We start from the raw sequence: 17,686 nt of genomic DNA, 5'->3' as shown, positions 1-17,686 counted from the left end.
CGGCATGCGGAAACGGGCTGTGCACGCAGTCACAGTATTCGTCTAGTGTCCAAGGCGGAGACCCTGTGATCACCACCGCAGAGGAGTATGTGTGACCGTCACGACCCACACCGGCGGCTCGATCCTGGGCCACCCGGTCAAGCGCACCGAGGACCGGGAGCTGATCACCGGGGCCGGGATCTACACCGGGAACATGCCCGTCGAGGGGGCGCTGCACGCCTTCTTCGTCCGCTCGCCCATCGCGCACGGGACGCTGGGCAGCATCGACACCGACGAGGCGAAGGGCATGCCGGGCGTCGTCGCGGTGTACACCGCGGAGGACCTCGGGCTGAACGACCGCCCGGGTCTGCCGGGCGTCGTCCCCGAGACGATGAACCGCCCGCTGCTGGCCAAGGGCAAGGTCCGCCACGTCGGCGACATCGTCGCCATCGTGGTCGCGGAGACCGCGAGCGAGGCGATCGACGCGGCCGAGACCGTGTTCCCCGACATCGAGCCGCTGCCCGCCGTCACCGACATCGAGGCGGCCATGGCGGACGACGCCCCGCTGCTCTTCGAGGGCACCGAGTCGAACATGGTGGCGGGCGCCGGCACCGGCGAGGTCGAGGGCATCTTCGACGACGCCGACGTCGTCGTGAAGGCGAAGTTCCACAACCAGAAGCTCGCGGGCGTCCCGATGGAGCCGAACGCCGTCGTCGTCGAGCCCGGCGAGAACGGCAAGCTGACCTTCTGGGCCTCCACCCAGACCCCGCACGGCCTGCGCGACCAGATGGCGGGCGACCTCGGCGTCGACGGCGAGGACGTCCGCGTCATCGCCCCGCGCGTCGGCGGCGGGTTCGGCCCGAAGGCCTTCGCCTACTCCGAGTACTCGATCATCGCGCGCGCCGCACAGCAGCTCGGCCGCCCCGTCCGGTGGAACGAGACCCGTTCCGAGAACATGCTCTCGATGGTCCACGGGCGCGCCCAGGTGCAGTGGGTCGAGCTCGGCGTCAAGAACGACGGCTCGTTCGTCGGCCTGCGTGCCACCGCGGTCGGCGACGCGGGGGCCTACCCGGCGATCGGCGCGGTCCTCCCGAGCCTCACGCAGCTCCTCGCGCAGGGCGTGTACGACCTGCCGGCGATCGACTTCACCTGGAAGGCCGTCGCCACCAACACCACCACGGTCGGCGCCTACCGCGGGGCCGGGCGCCCCGAGGCCACGCAGCTGCTCGAGCGCATCATCGACATGGCCGCCGACGAGATCGGGATGGACCCGCTCGAGATCCGGCGCAAGAACTACCTGCAGCCCGAGCAGTACCCGCTGACCACGCTGACCGGCGCGAACTACGACACCGCCGAGCACGAGAAGGCGGCGGACGCGGCGAAGGAGGCGGCGGGCTACGACGCGCTGCTCGCCGAGCAGAAGCGTCGCCGCGAGTCCGGCGACCGCGTCGCGCTCGGGATCGGCGTCGGCTCCTACGTCGAGGTGACCGCCCCGCTCGGCCTCGACGGCGAGTACGGCTCGGCGCAGGCACACCCCGACGGCACCTTCACCGTCATGGCCGGCACCTCCGCCCACGGCCAGGGCCACGAGACGGCGTTCTGCCAGCTCGCGTCCTCGGTGCTCGGCGTGCCGATGGAGAAGATCAAGCTCGTCCAGTCGGACACCGAGCTCGTCCGCAGCGGCGCCGGCACGCTCGGTTCCCGGTCCCTGCAGACCGGCGGCACGGCGATCCACAACGCCTCGCAGGAGCTGGTGGCCGAGGCGCGCGAGATCGCGGCGCACCTGCTCGAGGCGGCGGTCGAGGACATCGACCACTCCGACGACGGGTTCGGCGTCCGCGGCATCGGCGACAAGGTCATCACCTGGTCGCAGATCGCGCAGGCGGCCGAGGACGGCTCGGGGTACGAGGACGGCAAGGGCCACGAGATGCGGCAGGAGCTGGACTTCAAGGCCGGCGACTCGACGTTCCCGTTCGGCACCCACATCGCCGTCGTGGAGGTCGACCTCGACACCGGCATGGTGCGCCAGCGTCGCCACGTCGCGGTCGACGACTGCGGCATCATCCTCAACCCGATGCTCGTCGCGGGCCAGCAGCACGGCGGGATCGCCCAGGGCATCTCGCAGGCCCTGTTCGAGCGGGTGACCTACGACGAGGACGGCAACCCGACCTCGGGCAACCTCGCCTCGTACACGATCCCGACGGCGGCGGACCTCTGCTCCTTCGAGGTCTCCAACACCGAGACGACGACGCCCCTCAACCCCATCGGGGCCAAGGGCATCGGCGAGTCCGGCACGATCGGCTCGACCCCGGCGGTGCACAACGCGGTGATCGACGCCGTGTCGCACCTCGGGGTCCGGCACATCGACATGCCGCTCACCCCGGAGACCGTGTGGCGCGCCATCCACGGCGCGTCGGCCTCCGACCCGGCGAACCGCCGGCAGGCGGGCCCGGAGTACGCCGGCAAGGCGATCACCGAGGACACGCCGGACAGCGCGAAGGCGTGACGCCCCGGGCGTGACGTTCCCGACGGCGGGTGGGGCATCGCCCCACCCGCCGTCGCGCGTCCGGCTTTCGTAGAGTGCGGCGGTGGCCGGCATCCGCGCTCTGCAGCGCAGTGACCTCCCCCAGGTCAGCACCCTGTTCGCCCAGGTGATGGGGGGCGCGTCCGCGGAGCACGTGGCGCCGTACTTCCACCGGATCCTCTTCGAGGACCCGTGGGCGGACCCGGACATCCCCTCGCTGGTGCACGAGGGGCCCGACGGCGGCATCGTCGGCTTCATCGCCGCGAGCACGCGCCGGATGGTGCTGGACGGCCGCAAGGTCCGGATGGCGGTGAGCAGCAACCTCGTCGCGCACCCGGACTGGCGCTCCAAGGGCGTCGGCGCCCTGCTCAACCGCAAGCTGCTCGGCGGGCCGCAGGAGTTCACGCTGGCCGACCGCGCCAACGACGACTCGCGCGGGCTCTGGCTCGGCCTCGGCGGCCAGGAGCTCACCGGCCGGTCCATCGCCTGGTTCCGGGTGCTCGCGCCGGCCGCGACCGCGGGGGAGCTCGTCGGTCGTCGCTCCGCGCGGCTCGGCCGGGCCGCCCGCCTGCTCTCCCGCCCCGTGGACGCCCTCGGCGGCCGTCTGGTCCCGCCCCCGCCCCGGCCCGCGGGGTCGACCGAGGACCTGACCGCCGAGGTGCTCGCCGAGCAGGTCGCGACAGCGGGCCGCCGGCTGCGGCTGCGGCCGGACTACGACGCCGAGTACCTGGAGTGGGTCCTCGGCGAGGTCCGCCGGCTCGACCGCGGCGCCCTCGCGGCGCGGCTGGTGCGCGGCCCGCAGGGTCGGGTGCTGGGCTGGTTCCTCTACCTGCTCACGCCCGGTGGCGTCGCCGAGGTGCTGCAGGTCGGGGTCACCGGCACCGACCCCGACCCGGTGCTCGACCACCTCGTCGCCCACGCGGCCGCGCAGGGCGCGTCGGCGGTGCAGGGCCGGCTCGAGCCGGTCACCGCCGGGCTGATCGGCCGCCCCGGCGTGGTGGTGCGCAAGAACGCGCGCGCCCTGGTGCACGCCGAGGCGAACGTGCTCGGCCTGCTCAGCTCCACCACCGCGCTGTGCAGCCACCTCGACGGGGAGTGGCTCGTCTCCCACGCCGCCCGCCAGTAGCCCGCCCGGGCCGTCGTGACACGATCGTCGACCGTGGTCCCACGTGAACTCGCGGTCCTGATCGTCTCCTACCGGCGGGCCGATCTGCTGGACCGTGCCCTCGCAAGCGTCGACAAGTGGCTGCCCGAGGCGCGGGTGCACGTGTGGGACAACGGCTCCTCGGGCTCGCCCGCGGTGCAGGCGCTCGCGGCGACCCGGCCCGACGTCACGTGGACCTTCTCCGAGTTCAACCTCGGCTACATCGCCGCGATGAACAAGCTCATGGCGCAGGTGCCGGACTGCGACGTCCTGCAGCTCAACCCCGACGCCGAGCTCCTCGGCCCCTGCACCCGCGCCCGCGCGGCCCTGGCGGAGCCCGGCGTCGCGGTGGTGTCCCCGACCGTCCTCGACCCCGAGGGCCGCGACCTGCCGTGGGACGTCGCCCACCGCGAGCAGGGCGTGGTGCGCAACCTGCTGAACTCCGCGGGCTACGCCAAGCGGCTGCGCGGGCGCACCGTGAGCGACCTGTACCCGGCGGCGCCGGAACGGGTCGACGGCTACCTGACCGGCTGCGCGCTGTTCATCTCCCGCGACGCCTGGAACGCCCTCGGCGAGTTCGACGAGCAGTTCTTCGTCTACGGCGAGGACGCGACGTGGCAGCCGAACGCCCGCCGTCACGGCTGGGAGCTGCGGCTGGTCGACGACCCGGAGAACGGCCCGCAGGTGCGGCACTCCTCGGGTGGCACCGTCGCCGACGACCCGCTCGCCTCCATGCGGGGCGGCGACCTGCTGCGGTCGGCCCAGGTGATGGTGCTCGGGATGGACCACAACGCCGGGCGGGGCTCGCTCTACGCCGCCGGGTCGACCCTGCTCGACCGCGTCCAGCGCTCCAAGCGGGGCCCGCGCCGGGCGCGGCTGGACGCCCTGGCCACGCAGGCCGGGGGACGACCCGCCGTCGTGGTGATCACCAACGGCCTGCGGCCCGGAGGCGCCGAGCGGCAGCGCGTGGTGCTCGCCAACGAGCTCGTCGAGCGCGGGCACCCCGTCACGCTGGTGTGCCTCCAGCACCTCGGGCAGTACATCAGCGAGCTCGACCCGCGGGTGCGGATGCTCATGCAGCCCTGGTGGCAGCCGGTGGTGGACGTCGCCGGGACCGACGAGGCGATCGTCGTCGGCGGCTGCACGAAGACGGAGATCGGGTTCGCGACCGCGTGGCGCGCGCTCGGTCGCCTCGCCGGGCAGAAGCGGTACTGGATCCCCGCGGCCCACGACCCGGCCCAGCTCGACCGCCCGACCTACTCCGAGGCCCAGGCCCGCGCACTGCGCACGGCCGACGGTCTCCTGGTGCTCTCCCGGCAGCACCACACCGACCTCACCCGCCACCAGCGCCTGACCGAGCGGGTCATGGTCGCGCCGAACGGGCTCACCCCCGGCACGGTGCTCGGCGAGGTCCCGACGACGGGTCCGGTGCGGTTCTGCATGCTGACCCGCCTCAAGACCTACAAGAACACGACGCTGCTCATCCGCGCGCTCGACGCCCTCGCCCGGCCCGACGAGTGGACCCTCGACATCTTCGGCGAGGGTCCGGACGAGGTCGCGATGGAGGCCGAGACCCCGGAGTACCTCCGCGGGCAGGTGCGCTGGCGCGGCGTGTCCCCGGGGCCGGACCACGCGTTCGCCGAGACCGACGTGCTCTGCGTACCGAGCGGGTTCGAGGCGTTCCCGCTCGTGATGGTCGAGGCCATGACGCGGGGCATGCCGGTGATGGCGTCCACCAGCGGGTCGGTACCCGAGATGCTCGACTTCGGCGCGGCCGGCGTCGTGGTCGACCCGGTGACGGTGCCGGCGTGGACCCGGGCGCTGGCGCGGGTCCTCGACGACCGGGCGGAGCTCGCGCGCCTGGGCCGCGCGGGCCGGGAACGCGCTCTCGCGCTCTACACCGACGACGCGATGGTGGACGCCTACCAGCACGCTTTCGTGACGGTCCTGGGGCACGGGTTCCCCGGGACGGAGCAAGCGGCGACGACGGTGTGAAAGGGGCGTCTAGCCCGACGTCGTGAATCGGACATCAGCGACCCCCCGATGAACCGGGATCGTGCTCGCACGTCATAGTGGGAGAACAACCGCACGTCGCCGTGGAGGGCCTGTCGATGATCGTTCTCGGACTCAGCGGTCTCCCGAATTCGCAGCGGAGGCTCCGCGAGACGAATCCCGACATCGACCCGCTCGACGCCCGGATCACGCAGGGGCTCGACAGCGCGGCCGCGATCGTCGTCGACGGCGTGCTCGTCGCCGCGGCCTCGGAGGAGCGCTTCGACGGTGACAAGGGCACCGGCGCCCTGCCCGTGCAGGCCATCGCGTGGTGCCTGGCGGAGGCCGGGGTGAGCGCCGACGACGTCGACGTCGTCGCCCACGGCTTCGACTACGACCGTCACCGCCGGGCCTTCGTGCTCAACCGCGCCTACTTCGACGAGGTGCTGAGCTCGCAGACCGTGCGCGACGCCCTCACCGCCGCCGGGTTCGCGCAGCTCGCGGAGAAACTCACGCCCGTCGAGCACCACCGCGCCCACGCGCTGTCCGCCATCGTCCCCAGTGGCTTCGACCGCGGCCTCGCGGTGGTGTCCGACGGCATGGGCGAGGTCGACTCGCTGTCGATCTTCCGATTCGTCGGCACCGAACTGGAGAAGCTGCACACGCAGCCGATCGCGTCGTCGCTCGGGATTCTGTACTCGATCGGCACCCGCTTTCTCGGGTTCCAGTTCAACAACGACGAGTACAAGGTCATGGGCCTCGCGCCGTACGGCGACCCGTCGCGCTATCGCGAGGTGTTCCAGAAGCTCACGCGATTCGATCATGACAAGGGTTCGGTCGTGATCGACTGGCCGAGCGGCGCGCTCTCCGACGCCGAGCACGGATACCCGCAGGCGCGGGCACTGCTCGAGGAGCAGACCTTCACCCCGGCGCAGCCCGACGGCTCGATCCAGCGCGACGAGGCCGACTTCGCGGCGTCGATGCAGGAGTGCCTGACCGACCTGCTCGTCGACCTGGTCGGTCACTGGCTGGAGAAGACCGGCGAGACCAACCTGGCCCTCGCGGGCGGCACGTTCCTCAACTGCAAGTCCAACCAGTCGATCGCCGACCTCCCGGCGCTGCAGGCCCTGTTCGTGCAGCCCGCCTCCGGCGACGACGGCACCGCGCTCGGGGCGGCCTACGCCGTGGCGGAGGACCTGCAGCCGGTGCAGGTGCCGTTCGACCCCTACCTGGGCGCCCGGTACTCGGCCGACGAGGTGCGCGCGGTCCTCGAGGCCCGGCCCGACCTGCAGTGGCGCGAGGTCGGCATGACCGACGAGTACCTCGCCGCGGCCGCCGACGACATCGCCGCCGACCGGATCATCGCGGTGTTCCACGACCGCATGGAGTTCGGCCCGCGGGCGCTGGGCAACCGCTCGATCGTCGCCCGCCCCGACGGCGACCGGATCAAGGACCGGATCAACTCCGCGGTCAAGTTCCGCGAGGCGTTCCGCCCGTTCGCGCCGGCCGTGCACGTCGACGACCGCGACCGGCTCTTCGTCACCCGCGGCTTCGACCCCGACCACTACATGCTCTGCACCGCGCACGTCCGGCCGGAGGCCAAGGCGGCGCTGTCGGGCATCGTCCACGAGGACGACTCGGCGCGGATCCAGACCGTGACGCCGGGCCTCAACCCGACGTTCGCGTCGCTGCTGGAGAAGGTCCGGGACCGCACGGGCACCGGCTGCGTCGTGAACACGTCGTTCAACGTCAAGGGCCAGCCCCTGATCATGGACCCGGCGACGGCCGTCGACACCTTCGCGCGGATCGCGCTCGACCGCCTCTACATCGAGGGGTTCGTGGTGGAGGGGACCCCGTCGTGACCGGTGGGGTCCAGATCTACTCCACCTGCCCGCAGTCGAAGGACGTGCCGGCGGGGGAGTACGCGCAGGCGGTCGCCGAGGTGGCGCGCTGGAGCGAGGCCGCGGGCTGCACGGGGATGCTCGTCTACACCGACAACGGCATCGCCGACCCGTGGCTCGTCGCGCAGCACGCCATCGCCGCCACCGAGCGCCTCGCGCCGCTGGTCGCGGTGCAGCCGGTGTACATGCACCCGTTCACCGCGGCGTCGATGGTGAGCTCGCTCGGCTACCTGCACGGCCGGGCGGTGCACCTCAACATGCTGGCCGGCGGCTTCCGGAACGACCTCCTCGCGCTCGGCGACCCCACCGAGCACGACGACCGCTACGCCCGCACCACCGAGTACACGCAGGTCCTGATGGCACTGCTCCGCGGGGAGACGGTGACCCACGAGGGCCGCTGGCACCAGGTGCACAACCTGCGCCTCGCGCCCGCACTGCCGGCCGAGCTCATGCCGGAGGTGCTGATCTCGGGCTCGTCCCCGGCCGGGCGCGCCGCGGCCGAGGCGCTCGGCGCGGTGCCGATCCGCTATCCCGAGCCGCTCGGACGCGAGACCGGGGAGGCCCCCGACGGCGGGGGCGTCCGGGTCGGGATCGTCGCGCGCGAGGACACGGCCGACGCGTGGAAGGTCGCCGAGGAGCGGTTCCCCACCGACCGCCGGGGCCAGATCGCGCACTCGATGGCGATGCGGGCGAGCGACTCGTCGTGGCACGCGCAGCTCTCGGAGGCCGCGAAGGCCCAGGACGTGGTGGACGACGGCTCCGGCGAGCCCGACCCGTTCTGGCTCGGGCCGTTCCAGAACTACCAGACCTTCTGCCCGTACCTGGTCGGTTCCTACGACCGGGTCGCCGCCGCGATCGCGCACTACGCGGCACAGGGCACGCGGGTCTTCGTGCTGGACATCCCGCCGTCGGCCGAGGAGCTCGACCACATCGGCGAGGTGTTCCGCCGGGCGGGGGTCGTCCCGCGATGACCCGTCTCGAGGACCTCCTCGTCGCCTCGGCCGAGCGGTCGCCGGGCTCGACCGCGCTGATCGGCCCGGACGGCGTGGAGCGGCTGACCTACGCCGAGCTCGACGCCGTCACCGACCGCATCGCCACGATGCTCGTCGACCGGGGCGTGGCGCCGGGCGACCGCGTCGGGGTGCTCGCGGCCAAGACGCCGTGGACCATCGCCTCGCTGATCGGCACGCTGAAGGCCGGCGCGGTGTACGTCCCGGTCGACTCGGCGTCGCCCGCGACCCGGGTGGCCCGCATCATCCGCTCCGCCGAGCCGTCGGTGCTGCTGGCCGACGCCACGGCCACGAAGCTCGTCGACGGCCTCGTCGCCGAGGGGCTCTCGGACCTCACGGTCGGGTCGTTGGAGGCGCCCCTCGCGGGGGAGCGCTTCACGTCGGCGTTCTCCCGGTCGGACGTCGAATCGCTGCAGGCGACCCGACCCGACGTCGGGAAGGATCCCCTCGCGCACCTGCTCTTCACCTCGGGCTCCACCGGGATCCCGAAGGGCGTGATGATCACGCACGACATGGTGTCGGCGTTCGTCGACTGGGCCCTCGGGCACTTCGGCACGAAGCCGGGCGACCGGATCTCCGCGCACCCGCCCCTGCACTTCGACCTGTCGACGTTCGACATCTACGCCACGCTCGCGGCCGGCGCGGAGCTGCACCTCGTGCCCGCGTCGCTCGGGCTGGACGCGCGGAAGACCGCCGCCTTCATCCGGGACCGCGAGCTGACGCAGTGGTTCTCGGTGCCGTCGGTGCTGACCTACCTGGCGCGGTTCGAGGCGGTCGCGGAGCACGACTTCCCGGCCCTCGAGCGCCTGCTGTGGTGCGGCGAGGTGCTGCCGACGCCGATCCTCGCGCACTGGATGCGCAAGCTGCCGCACGTGCGGTTCACCAACCTCTACGGGCCGACCGAGGCGACCATCGCGTCGTCGTACTACGACGTCCCCGTCGTGCCCGCCGACGAGTCGGTGCCGGTCCCGATCGGGGTGCCGTGCGCGGGCGAGTCGCTCGTGGTGCTCGACGAGGGGAAGCCGGCTCCCGTGGGTGAGATCGGCGAGCTGTACATCGGCGGCGTCGGGCTCTCGCCCGGGTACTGGCGCGACCGGGAGAAGACCGACGCCGCGTTCGTCACCGGACCGGACGGCGAGCGGATCTACAAGACGGGCGACCTGGCCCGGGTGGACGGCGAGGGCGTCGTGCACTTCCTCGGCCGGACCGACTCGCAGATCAAGTCGCGCGGGTACCGGATCGAGCTGGGCGAGGTCGAGACCGCGGTCAACACGGTGGCCGGGGTCAGGGAGTGCGCGGTGGTCGGCGTCGACCTCGGCGGCTTCGAGGGCACGACGATCTGTTGCGCGTACTCCGTCGCGGCCGGGGCATCCCTGCCGGTGAACGACATGCGGCGTGCGGTCACGGCCCTGCTGCCGCGCTACATGGTGCCGGCGAAGTGGGACGTGCTCGACGAGCTGCCCAAGAACGTGAACGGCAAGATCGATCGGCCGGTACTGCGGGAGCGCTTCCGGCCGGCCCCGAAGGAGAGCGAGTGATGTTGACCGAGACCACGGCCGCACTCCGGTCCCAGGTGGCGGACGTGGTGAGCGACCGGGCCGGCATCGACGTGCCGTCGGTCGAGGAGGACCTCCTCGAGGCCGGCCTCATCGACTCGCTGGCGCTCGTCACGCTGATCGTGGCGCTGGAGGAGACCTTCGGCGTGCAGCTCCCGCTCGACGACTTCGACATCGAGCGCTTCCGCTCCGTCGCGGCGATGGCCGACTTCCTGGCCGAGATGGGCGCCGAGCCGGCCTAGGTGCGCTCCGCGCCTGTGAGTACTTTTCCGTGCCGGGACACGGAGAAGTACCCACAGGGCGAAGCCACCTACGCGTCGAGCAGCCTCGCCAGGGCGGCCGGGGCGTCCGACGGGTCGGTCATCGTCTCCACCCGCGCGCCGACCGCCTCGGCCAGCGCGACGGCGTCCGACGCGTCGTCGGCGGGTGCGAGGATCAGCAGCTCGTCCAGGGACGCGGCGAGCGGGATCGGGTCCTTGTCGTCGGTGGACCGGCAGTCGGAGAGCAGCACGGTCACCCGACGCGACGACCGCGCCGCCACGAGCTGGTCGGCCGCCGACCGCATCGCGGCCGACAGTCCCGTCACCCCGTGGCCCCGCAGGGCCAGGAGCTGGTCGACCAGCGTCTCCGGCGGGGTCGGCTGGTGCAGCCCGCGCTGCACCGTCGCCTCCCGCTCGAAGGACACCACCGCGAACTCCTCGGGCGCCCGCCACGCGCACGCGGCCGCCGTGAGGGCGGCCGCCGCGAGCCGGCCACCGGTCATCGACCCCGAGGTGTCGACGAGCAGGCACAGCGCGATGCCCGGCTGCGCCCAGTCGACGGCGTAGAGGTCCTCGAGGTGGGCGGGCAGACCGCTCGCCCGGGCCTCGGTGAGGGCCTCCATCGACGCGTCGACGTCGAGGTCGCCGCCCCGGTCGGCCGGGCGGAGCCGGAGCTTGGAGGAGCCCCGGGCCCGCGACGGCCCGACCTTCGAGCGTTCCAGCAGGATCGTGCCCGCCAGCCGGCGTGCCTTCTCCCGCAGCGTCTCGTCGGTCGCCTTCGTCATGTCGACGACGAGCTCCATCGCCGCCCCCGGGTCCTCGCGCATCAACGCGTCGAAGGCCTCCTGGTCGATCTCCCCGACCTGCGGGGAGACCGACTCGAAGTCCTCGTGCCGCCGCGCGAGGTCCGACCGCGACGTCTTGGGCGCCGCCTTCTGCCGGGACGGCCTGTCTACCCCGCTGCCCGCGCCGGGCGGGCTCTGGCTCCCCCCGACGCATCATCGTCCCCGGAGTTCTCGCTCGGGTCGGACTCCGACGGCTCCCGCCCGAACACCGCCTCGTAGAGCTCGCGGATGACCTCCTCGGGCGTGCGCCGGGCCGACTCGATCACCTTGATGCGACCCGACAGCGCGACGGTGGCGGCGTCGAGCCCGACCCGCCAGTCGTCGACCGCCCGGTCGCGGGCGGCGGCCAGCGACACCGTGACCCGCGCGAGGTCGATGGCGCCGCGCACCGACGAGCCGGTGCGCAGGTCCTTGTGCTCCCGGGTCCGGCGGACCAGGTCGACGGCCTTCTCGCGCCAGCCGTCGGGGGTCACCGGGGCCCGCCCGGCCACGATCTGCGTCTCGTCCGCCGCGGACTGGTAGCCCATGGCGATCCGGCAGGTGCGGTCGTGCAGCGCCGCGGAGATCCGGGCGGTGCCGACCGCGTCGTACGGGTTCATCGCCGCGACCATGCGGAAGCCGGGCTCCGCGGCGATGCGACCCAGCCGGGGTACGTGCAGCTCACCCTCGCTCATCACCGTGATGAGGACGTTCAGGGTCTCCTCGGGGACGCGGTTGAGCTCCTCGATGTAGAGCAGTCCGCCCTCGCGCAGCGCCGACACCAACGGCCCGTCGACGAAGATCTCCTCGACGTAGCCGTCGGCCAGCACGCGGGCCGGGTCGAAGTGCCCGACCAGCCGCGCCGGCGTGAGCTCGGCGTTCCCCTCGACGAAGTGGAACCCGATGCTGCGGGAGTGCGCGACGCCGCGGAGCAGCGTCGACTTCCCGGTGCCGGGCGGGCCCTCGAGGACGACATGGGTACCGCCGTCGAGCGCGGCCTGGAGGAGTTCGGTCTCCCGGTCGCGCCCGACGGTGGCGACGGTGTCCGCCAACGTGCTCGTACTCCGTTCCTGGGAGCTCGGGGCCCTCAGTGCTCGTGGATCAGGACGCCGCGGACGTTGTCGCCGTTGAGCAGGGCGTCGTAGCCCTCGTTGACCTGCTCCAGGGTGTACGTCTTCGTGATCAGCTCGTCGAGCTTGATGTCCCCGCTCTGGTACATGCCGAGGATCTTCGGGATGTCCGTGGTCGGGTTGCAGTCGCCGAAGAGCGTGCCCTTCACCGTCTTCTTGAACAGCGTCATGATCGAGCCCGGCAGCTGGACGTTCGTCTCGGTCAGCTTGTTCAGGCCGGTGAGGACGACGGTGCCGCCCTTGCCGATGGCGTCGAACGCGCCGGTGACGATCTCCTGCGTGACCAGGCCAGCCGTCACGACGGCCTTGTCCGCACCGTTGCCGTTGGTCATCTGGCGCGCGAGGTCGGCGGCCTCCTCGATGGAGCCGACGGCGTGCGTGGCGCCGAGCTCCATGGCCTTCTCGCGCTTGTTCTCCAGCGGGTCGACCGCGATGAGGTTCTTCGCGCCGGCGAAGCGGGCGCCCTGCACGGCGTTGATGCCGATGCCGCCGACGCCGGAGACGATGACCGTCTCACCGGGCTGCACGTCGGCCGCATAGACCGCCGAGCCCCAGCCGGTGGGGACGCCGCAGCCGACGAGCACGGCCTTCTCCAGCGGCAGCTCGTCCTCGACCTTCACCACGGAGGTCTGGCTGATCGTGCCGTACTGGCTGAACGTGCCGATCATGCACATCGCGCCGTAGTTCTTCTCCGGGCCGGGACCGGTGAACGGGAAGCGGCCGCTGGGGAGCTCGCCGGAGAGGATGTTCGCGCCCATGTCGCAGATGGCCTGCTGGCCGGTGGCGCACCAGCGGCAGACGCCGCAGTTGGGGATGAAGGAGCAGACGACGTGGTCGCCCGGCTTCACGCGCGTGACGCCCGCACCGACCTCCTCGATGATGCCCGCGCCCTCGTGGCCCAGGACCATCGGGAGCCGCGCCTCGAGGTCGCCGTGGGCGATGTGCACGTCGGAGTGGCAGAGCCCGGCGTGGGTGTACCGGATGAGGACCTCGCCCTCCTCCGGACCCGCGAGGTCGAGCTCGACGATCTCGATCGGCTTGCCGGTCTCGTAGACGACAGCAGCCTTGGTCTTCATAGGAAAACGTCCTCCTCGACGATGGACACGTCACACATGCAGCGGTGGCGATGCTCACATGGATCGGCGCCGGTCGCCAGTCCCCACAGACCGCTGCACCGGCGTCACATCCGTGTCACATGTTCGGTCGCGCGCGACCGGACCCGTGGCACACTCCGCCCGTGATCGACTCGGGCAGCGCGGCCTGGATGCTGACGGCCACCGGTCTCGTCATGCTCATGACGCCGGGTCTGGCGCTCTTCTACGGCGGCATGGTGCGGACCAAGGCCGTCCTCAACATGATGATGACGACGTTCGTCTGCCTCGGGGTGGTCGGCATCGTCTGGGTGGCCTACGGCTGGTCGCTCGCGTTCGGGTCCGACTCCTTCGGCGGGCTCGTGGGCGGGTTCTCCGACGCCGGGATGCGCCACCTCGACACCCAGGTGGTCGGCACCGGTCCCAGCGCCGTGCCGACCGGCGTGTTCGCGATGTTCCAGCTGATGTTCGCGATCATCACGGTCGCCCTGCTGGCCGGTGCGATCGCCGAGCGCGTGCGGTTCTGGCCGTGGACGCTGTTCGTGGCCGTGTGGGTCACGCTCGTCTACATCCCCGAGGCGCACTGGGTGTTCGCGATCGACGGTGCCGTCGCGCCCGACGCGGTCGGCGGGTGGATCGCGAACCGGCTGCACGCCCTCGACTTCGCGGGCGGCACCGCCGTCGAGATCAACTCGGGGGCCTCGGCGCTGGCGCTCGCGCTCGTCGTCGGGACGCGGCGCGGGTGGCCCCGCGATCCGGTCCGTCCGCACAACCTCCCGTTCGTGCTCCTGGGCGCGGGCCTGCTGTGGTTCGGCTGGTTCGGCTTCAACGCCGGGTCGGCGCTCGGCGCCACCGCCGTCGCCGGGACCGCCCTCGTCTCGACGATGCTCGCGGGCTCGGCCGCCGTCGTCGCGTGGCTCGTGGTGGAGCAGCTCCGGGACGGCCGGCCGACGTCGCTGGGCGCCGCCTCGGGTGCGGTGGCGGGCCTGGTCGGCATCACCCCCGCGTGCGCCTACGTCGAGCCGCTCGGCGCGGTGGCGATCGGGCTCGCGGCCGGCGCGATCTGCGCGAGCGCGGTCCGGCTGAAGTTCCGCTACGGCTTCGACGACTCGCTCGACGTCGTCGCGGTGCACGGTGTCGGCGGCCTCGTCGGGATGCTCCTGCTCGGGGTGCTCGCGTCCACCGCGACCAACCCGGCGGGCGCCGACGGACTGCTCTACGGGGGCGGGTTCGCCCAGCTCGGGAAGCAGGCCGTCGCCGTCGTCGCGGTGCTGGCGTACTCGTTCGTCGTCACCGCGCTCATCGCCTGGGTGATCGCCCGGACCATCGGGCTGCGGGTGGACCGGGAGGTCGAGGTGGAGGGCGTCGACGAGGCCGAGCACGCCGAGAGCGGCTACGACTTCTCGCCGTTGGCCGCGGGTGCGAGCAGCCGGCGGACCGGCGCGCCCCTGCTCGCCGAGCAGCGTCCGGAGCGCTGAGGCGGCCGCCGCGGTCACCGGAGCCGTCACCGGTGCGAAATCTGCCGATCTGCCCCGAAACTTGATCTGTTCCAGTTTGGCGGGCACACTCGGGGCATGTCCACGACGGCCGGTTTCGAGCGCCAGGTGCGCGAGGCCGGTCTGCGCGTGACCCGTCCGCGCGTCGCGGTCCTCGCCGCGGTGCACGAGCACCCGCACCTCGACACGGAGGAGATCCTCGGTCTCGCCCGTGCCGACCTCGGGGCGGTGTCCCACCAGGCCGTGTACGACGTCCTGCGGGCGCTGACCACGGCGGGACTGCTGCGTCGGATCGAGCCCGAGGGTTCACCGGCGCGGTACGAGACGCGGGTCGGGGACAATCACCACCACGTCGTGTGCCGGGGCTGCGGGGTGATCGCCGACGTCGACTGCGCCGTCGGCCCCGCCCCGTGCCTCACCCCGTCCGACGACCACGGCTTCGCCATCGACGAGGCCGAGGTCGTGTTCTGGGGACTCTGTCCCGCGTGCCGGGGCACTGCACACGCCACCACCAGCTCTCAACCCTTCGGAGGGAACACGTCGTGACCGATCACGTCACCCGAGAGACGGACATGAACACGGAGGACGCGGGCGGCTGCCCCGTCCACGCCGGGCGGCTCGCGCACCCGACCGAGGGTGGCGGCAACGTCGACTGGTGGCCCAACCAGCTCAACCTGCGGATCCTGCGCAGCCACACGCAGGCGTCGAACCCGATGGACGAGGACTTCGACTACGCGAAGGAGTTCGCGACCGTCGACCTCGACCAGCTCGCGGCCGACGTCGACGAGACGCTGAAGACCTCGCAGGACTGGTGGCCCGCCGACTTCGGCACCTACTCGGGCTTCATGATCCGCATGGCGTGGCACTCGGCCGGTACCTACCGCCTGGCCGACGGCCGCGGCGGCGCCGGCATGGGCATGCAGCGCTTCGCCCCGCTGAACAGCTGGCCGGACAACGGCAACCTGGACAAGGCCCGCCGCCTGCTCTGGCCGGTCAAGCAGAAGTACGGCCGGAAGCTCTCGTGGGCCGACCTCATGATCTTCGCGGGCAACCGCGCCCTGGAGATCTCGGGCTTCACCACCTTCGGCTTCGCCGGCGGTCGCCCCGACGTCTTCGAGCCGGACAACGAGACCTACTGGGGCCCGGAGAACTACTGGCTCGGCGGCGACCAGCGCTACACCGGTGACCGGCAGCTCGAGCAGCCGCTCGGCGCCTCCCAGATGGGCCTGATCTACGTCAACCCGGAGGGCCCGGACGGCAACCCCGACCCGCTGGCCGCCGCGCGCGACATCCGCGAGACCTTCGGCCGGATGGCGATGAACGACGAGGAGACCGTCGCCCTCATCGCCGGTGGGCACACCCTGGGCAAGACCCACGGTGCGGCCGACCCCGACCAGTACGTCGGCCCCGAGCCCGAGGGTGCGCCCATCGAGCAGGGCGGGCTCGGCTGGAAGCAGGAGTTCGGCAAGGGCAAGGGTCGCGACACCATCACCTCCGGCCTCGAGGTCACCTGGACCTCCACGCCGGCGAAGTGGAGCCACGGCTACTTCGAGAACCTGTTCAGCTACGAGTGGGAGCTCCACAAGTCGCCGGCCGGGGCGTGGCAGTACCGCCCGGTGAACGACGGCGGCGCCAACACGGTGCCGGACCCGGAGACCGGTGAGCTCACCCGCCAGCCCACGATGCTGGTCACCGACATCTCCCTGAAGGTCGACCCGGTCTACAAGGAGATCTCGCAGCGGTTCCACCAGAACCCGGCCGAGTTCAACGACGCCTTCGCCCGTGCCTGGTACAAGCTGACCCACCGCGACATGGGCCCGATCGAGCGTTACGTCGGCGCCTGGGTCCCGCAGGAGACGCAGATCTGGCAGGACCCGGTGCCCAAGCACGAGGGCCCGCTCCTGTCGCACGAGGAGGCCGAGGAGCTCGAGAAGCAGGTCCTCGACTCGGGCCTCACGGTCGCGCAGTTGGTCAAGGCGGCCTGGGCCTCGGCGTCCACGTTCCGCATCGGTGACAAGCGCGGTGGTGCCAACGGCGCTCGCGTGCGGCTCGACCCGCAGATCGACTGGGAAGTCAACGACCCCCAGGAGCTGCGTCGCACCCTCTCGACCCTCGAGGGCATCGCGCAGTCGTCCAGCAAGGTCTCGCTGGCCGACCTGATCGTCCTCGCGGGCGGCGCGGCGATCGAGAAGGCCGCCGCGGACGCCGGCGTGCAGATCGAGGTGCCGTTCACCCCGGGCCGCACGGACGCGAGCCAGGAGTGGACCGACGTCGATTCGTTCACCTACCTCGAGCCGAAGGCCGACGGCTTCCGCAACTACCTCGGCAAGGGCCACCAGCTCCCGGCCGAGTACCTGCTGGTCGACCGGGCGAACCTGCTCAACCTCACCGCGCCCGAGATGACCGTGCTGGTCGGCGGTCTGCGGGTGCTCGGCGCGAACTCCGGCGACTCGTCGCACGGCGTGTTCACCGAGCGGGTCGGGCAGCTGACGAACGACTTCTTCACCACGCTGCTCGGGCCGGACCTCACCTGGTCGGCCTCCGGCAGCGAGGAGGGCGTCTACGAGGCCCGCGGCACCGACGGCGGGGTCCGCTACACCGGGACCCGCAACGACCTCGTGTTCAGCTCGAACTCGGAGCTGCGCGCCGTCTCGGAGATCTACGCCGAGGCCGGGTCCGAGGAGAAGTTCGTCCGCGACTTCGTCAAGGCCTGGGTGAAGGTCATGAACCTGGACCGCTACGACGTGTGAGCTCCGCTCAGGTGAGCACTAACGGTCGT

13 protein-coding genes are annotated in these 17,686 nt (G+C 72.0%); 10 read left to right on the top strand and 3 right to left on the bottom strand.

Features of this window, described 5'->3' with window-relative positions:
• Nucleotides 1-91 precede the first annotated feature (91 nt).
• The 7 genes from BJ983_RS16050 (at nucleotide 92) to BJ983_RS16020 (ending at nucleotide 10,348) form a co-directional block, all read left to right on the top strand.
• The gene (locus BJ983_RS16050) at nucleotides 92-2,485 is read left to right on the top strand and encodes a molybdopterin cofactor-binding domain-containing protein (protein ID WP_179794695.1); all 2,394 of its coding nucleotides are present in this window, start codon (nucleotides 92-94) and stop codon (nucleotides 2,483-2,485) included.
• An 82-nt stretch (nucleotides 2,486-2,567) separates the two neighbouring features.
• Nucleotides 2,568-3,629 (top strand): GNAT family N-acetyltransferase, encoded by a 1,062-nt coding sequence (locus BJ983_RS16045; protein ID WP_179794694.1) that lies wholly within the window; start codon nucleotides 2,568-2,570, stop codon nucleotides 3,627-3,629.
• Between the two features lie 33 nt (nucleotides 3,630-3,662).
• Nucleotides 3,663-5,642: a glycosyltransferase gene (locus tag BJ983_RS16040; RefSeq protein WP_179794693.1), complete on the top strand. Its 1,980-nt coding sequence runs from the start codon at nucleotides 3,663-3,665 to the stop codon at nucleotides 5,640-5,642.
• Between the two features lie 116 nt (nucleotides 5,643-5,758).
• Nucleotides 5,759-7,501: a carbamoyltransferase family protein gene (locus BJ983_RS16035; protein WP_179794692.1), complete on the top strand. Its 1,743-nt coding sequence runs from the start codon at nucleotides 5,759-5,761 to the stop codon at nucleotides 7,499-7,501.
• On the top strand, nucleotides 7,498-8,511 hold the full coding sequence (locus BJ983_RS16030; RefSeq protein ID WP_179794691.1) for an LLM class flavin-dependent oxidoreductase: 1,014 nt from the start codon (nucleotides 7,498-7,500) through the stop codon (nucleotides 8,509-8,511). Before BJ983_RS16035 ends, BJ983_RS16030 begins: the two co-directional genes overlap by 4 nt.
• Nucleotides 8,508-10,088, top strand: coding sequence for an amino acid adenylation domain-containing protein (locus BJ983_RS16025; protein ID WP_179794690.1), 1,581 nt, complete (start codon nucleotides 8,508-8,510; stop codon nucleotides 10,086-10,088). The genes BJ983_RS16030 and BJ983_RS16025 overlap by 4 nt, the downstream gene beginning before the upstream one ends.
• Nucleotides 10,088-10,348 carry an acyl carrier protein gene (locus tag BJ983_RS16020; protein WP_179794689.1) on the top strand — a complete coding sequence of 87 codons (261 nt, stop codon included), beginning with the start codon at nucleotides 10,088-10,090 and terminating at the stop codon, nucleotides 10,346-10,348. Before BJ983_RS16025 ends, BJ983_RS16020 begins: the two co-directional genes overlap by 1 nt.
• Before the next feature lie 68 nt (nucleotides 10,349-10,416).
• Here the strand turns inward: BJ983_RS16020 and BJ983_RS16015 are convergent, their stop codons facing one another.
• From BJ983_RS16015 to BJ983_RS16005, 3 genes are all read right to left on the bottom strand, one after another.
• Nucleotides 10,417-11,193, bottom strand: a complete 777-nt coding sequence (locus tag BJ983_RS16015) for a VWA domain-containing protein (RefSeq protein WP_246325603.1) — start codon at nucleotides 11,191-11,193, stop codon at nucleotides 10,417-10,419.
• A 125-nt stretch (nucleotides 11,194-11,318) separates the two neighbouring features.
• Nucleotides 11,319-12,242 carry an AAA family ATPase gene (locus tag BJ983_RS16010; protein WP_179794688.1) on the bottom strand — a complete coding sequence of 308 codons (924 nt, stop codon included), beginning with the start codon at nucleotides 12,240-12,242 and terminating at the stop codon, nucleotides 11,319-11,321.
• 35 nt (nucleotides 12,243-12,277) lie between these two features.
• Nucleotides 12,278-13,396 (bottom strand): NDMA-dependent alcohol dehydrogenase, encoded by a 1,119-nt coding sequence (locus BJ983_RS16005; RefSeq protein WP_179794687.1) that lies wholly within the window; start codon nucleotides 13,394-13,396, stop codon nucleotides 12,278-12,280.
• A gap of 161 nt (nucleotides 13,397-13,557) precedes the next feature.
• Between BJ983_RS16005 and BJ983_RS16000 the strand changes: the two genes are divergently transcribed.
• The 3 genes from BJ983_RS16000 to katG all read left to right on the top strand — a co-directional run bounded on the left by BJ983_RS16000 (nucleotide 13,558) and on the right by katG (nucleotide 17,657).
• Nucleotides 13,558-14,889 carry an ammonium transporter gene (locus tag BJ983_RS16000; protein WP_179794686.1) on the top strand — a complete coding sequence of 444 codons (1,332 nt, stop codon included), beginning with the start codon at nucleotides 13,558-13,560 and terminating at the stop codon, nucleotides 14,887-14,889.
• Nucleotides 14,890-14,985: 96 nt separating this feature from the next.
• Complete coding sequence (locus BJ983_RS15995) at nucleotides 14,986-15,453, top strand: Fur family transcriptional regulator (protein WP_179794685.1); 468 nt, start codon at nucleotides 14,986-14,988, stop codon at nucleotides 15,451-15,453.
• Between the two features lie 26 nt (nucleotides 15,454-15,479).
• Entirely contained in the window at nucleotides 15,480-17,657 is a 2,178-nt protein-coding gene (gene katG / locus BJ983_RS15990; RefSeq protein WP_179794684.1) for a catalase/peroxidase HPI, read from the top strand.
• Nucleotides 17,658-17,686: the final 29 nt, after the last annotated feature.

The organism is Actinomycetospora corticicola, from assembly GCF_013409505.1.
Lineage (GTDB): Bacteria > Actinomycetota > Actinomycetes > Mycobacteriales > Pseudonocardiaceae > Actinomycetospora > Actinomycetospora corticicola.
The sequence above is the reverse complement of the archived record's forward strand: the minus strand, read 5'-3'. Positions and strand labels throughout refer to the sequence as shown.

Excerpts from the sequence above, each read along its gene's own strand:
- BJ983_RS16035 (WP_179794692.1), top strand. The coding sequence starts at position 5,759 with ATGATCGTTCTCGGACTCAGCGGTCTCCCGAATTCGCAGCGGAGGCTC.
- BJ983_RS16025 (WP_179794690.1), top strand. The coding sequence starts at position 8,508 with ATGACCCGTCTCGAGGACCTCCTCGTCGCCTCGGCCGAGCGGTCGCCG.
- BJ983_RS16020 (WP_179794689.1), top strand. The coding sequence starts at position 10,088 with ATGTTGACCGAGACCACGGCCGCACTCCGGTCCCAGGTGGCGGACGTG.
- BJ983_RS16015 (WP_246325603.1), bottom strand. The coding sequence starts at position 11,193 with ATGCGCGAGGACCCGGGGGCGGCGATGGAGCTCGTCGTCGACATGACG.
- BJ983_RS16005 (WP_179794687.1), bottom strand. The coding sequence starts at position 13,396 with ATGAAGACCAAGGCTGCTGTCGTCTACGAGACCGGCAAGCCGATCGAG.
- BJ983_RS15995 (WP_179794685.1), top strand. The coding sequence starts at position 14,986 with ATGTCCACGACGGCCGGTTTCGAGCGCCAGGTGCGCGAGGCCGGTCTG.
- katG (WP_179794684.1), top strand. The coding sequence starts at position 15,480 with ATGAACACGGAGGACGCGGGCGGCTGCCCCGTCCACGCCGGGCGGCTC.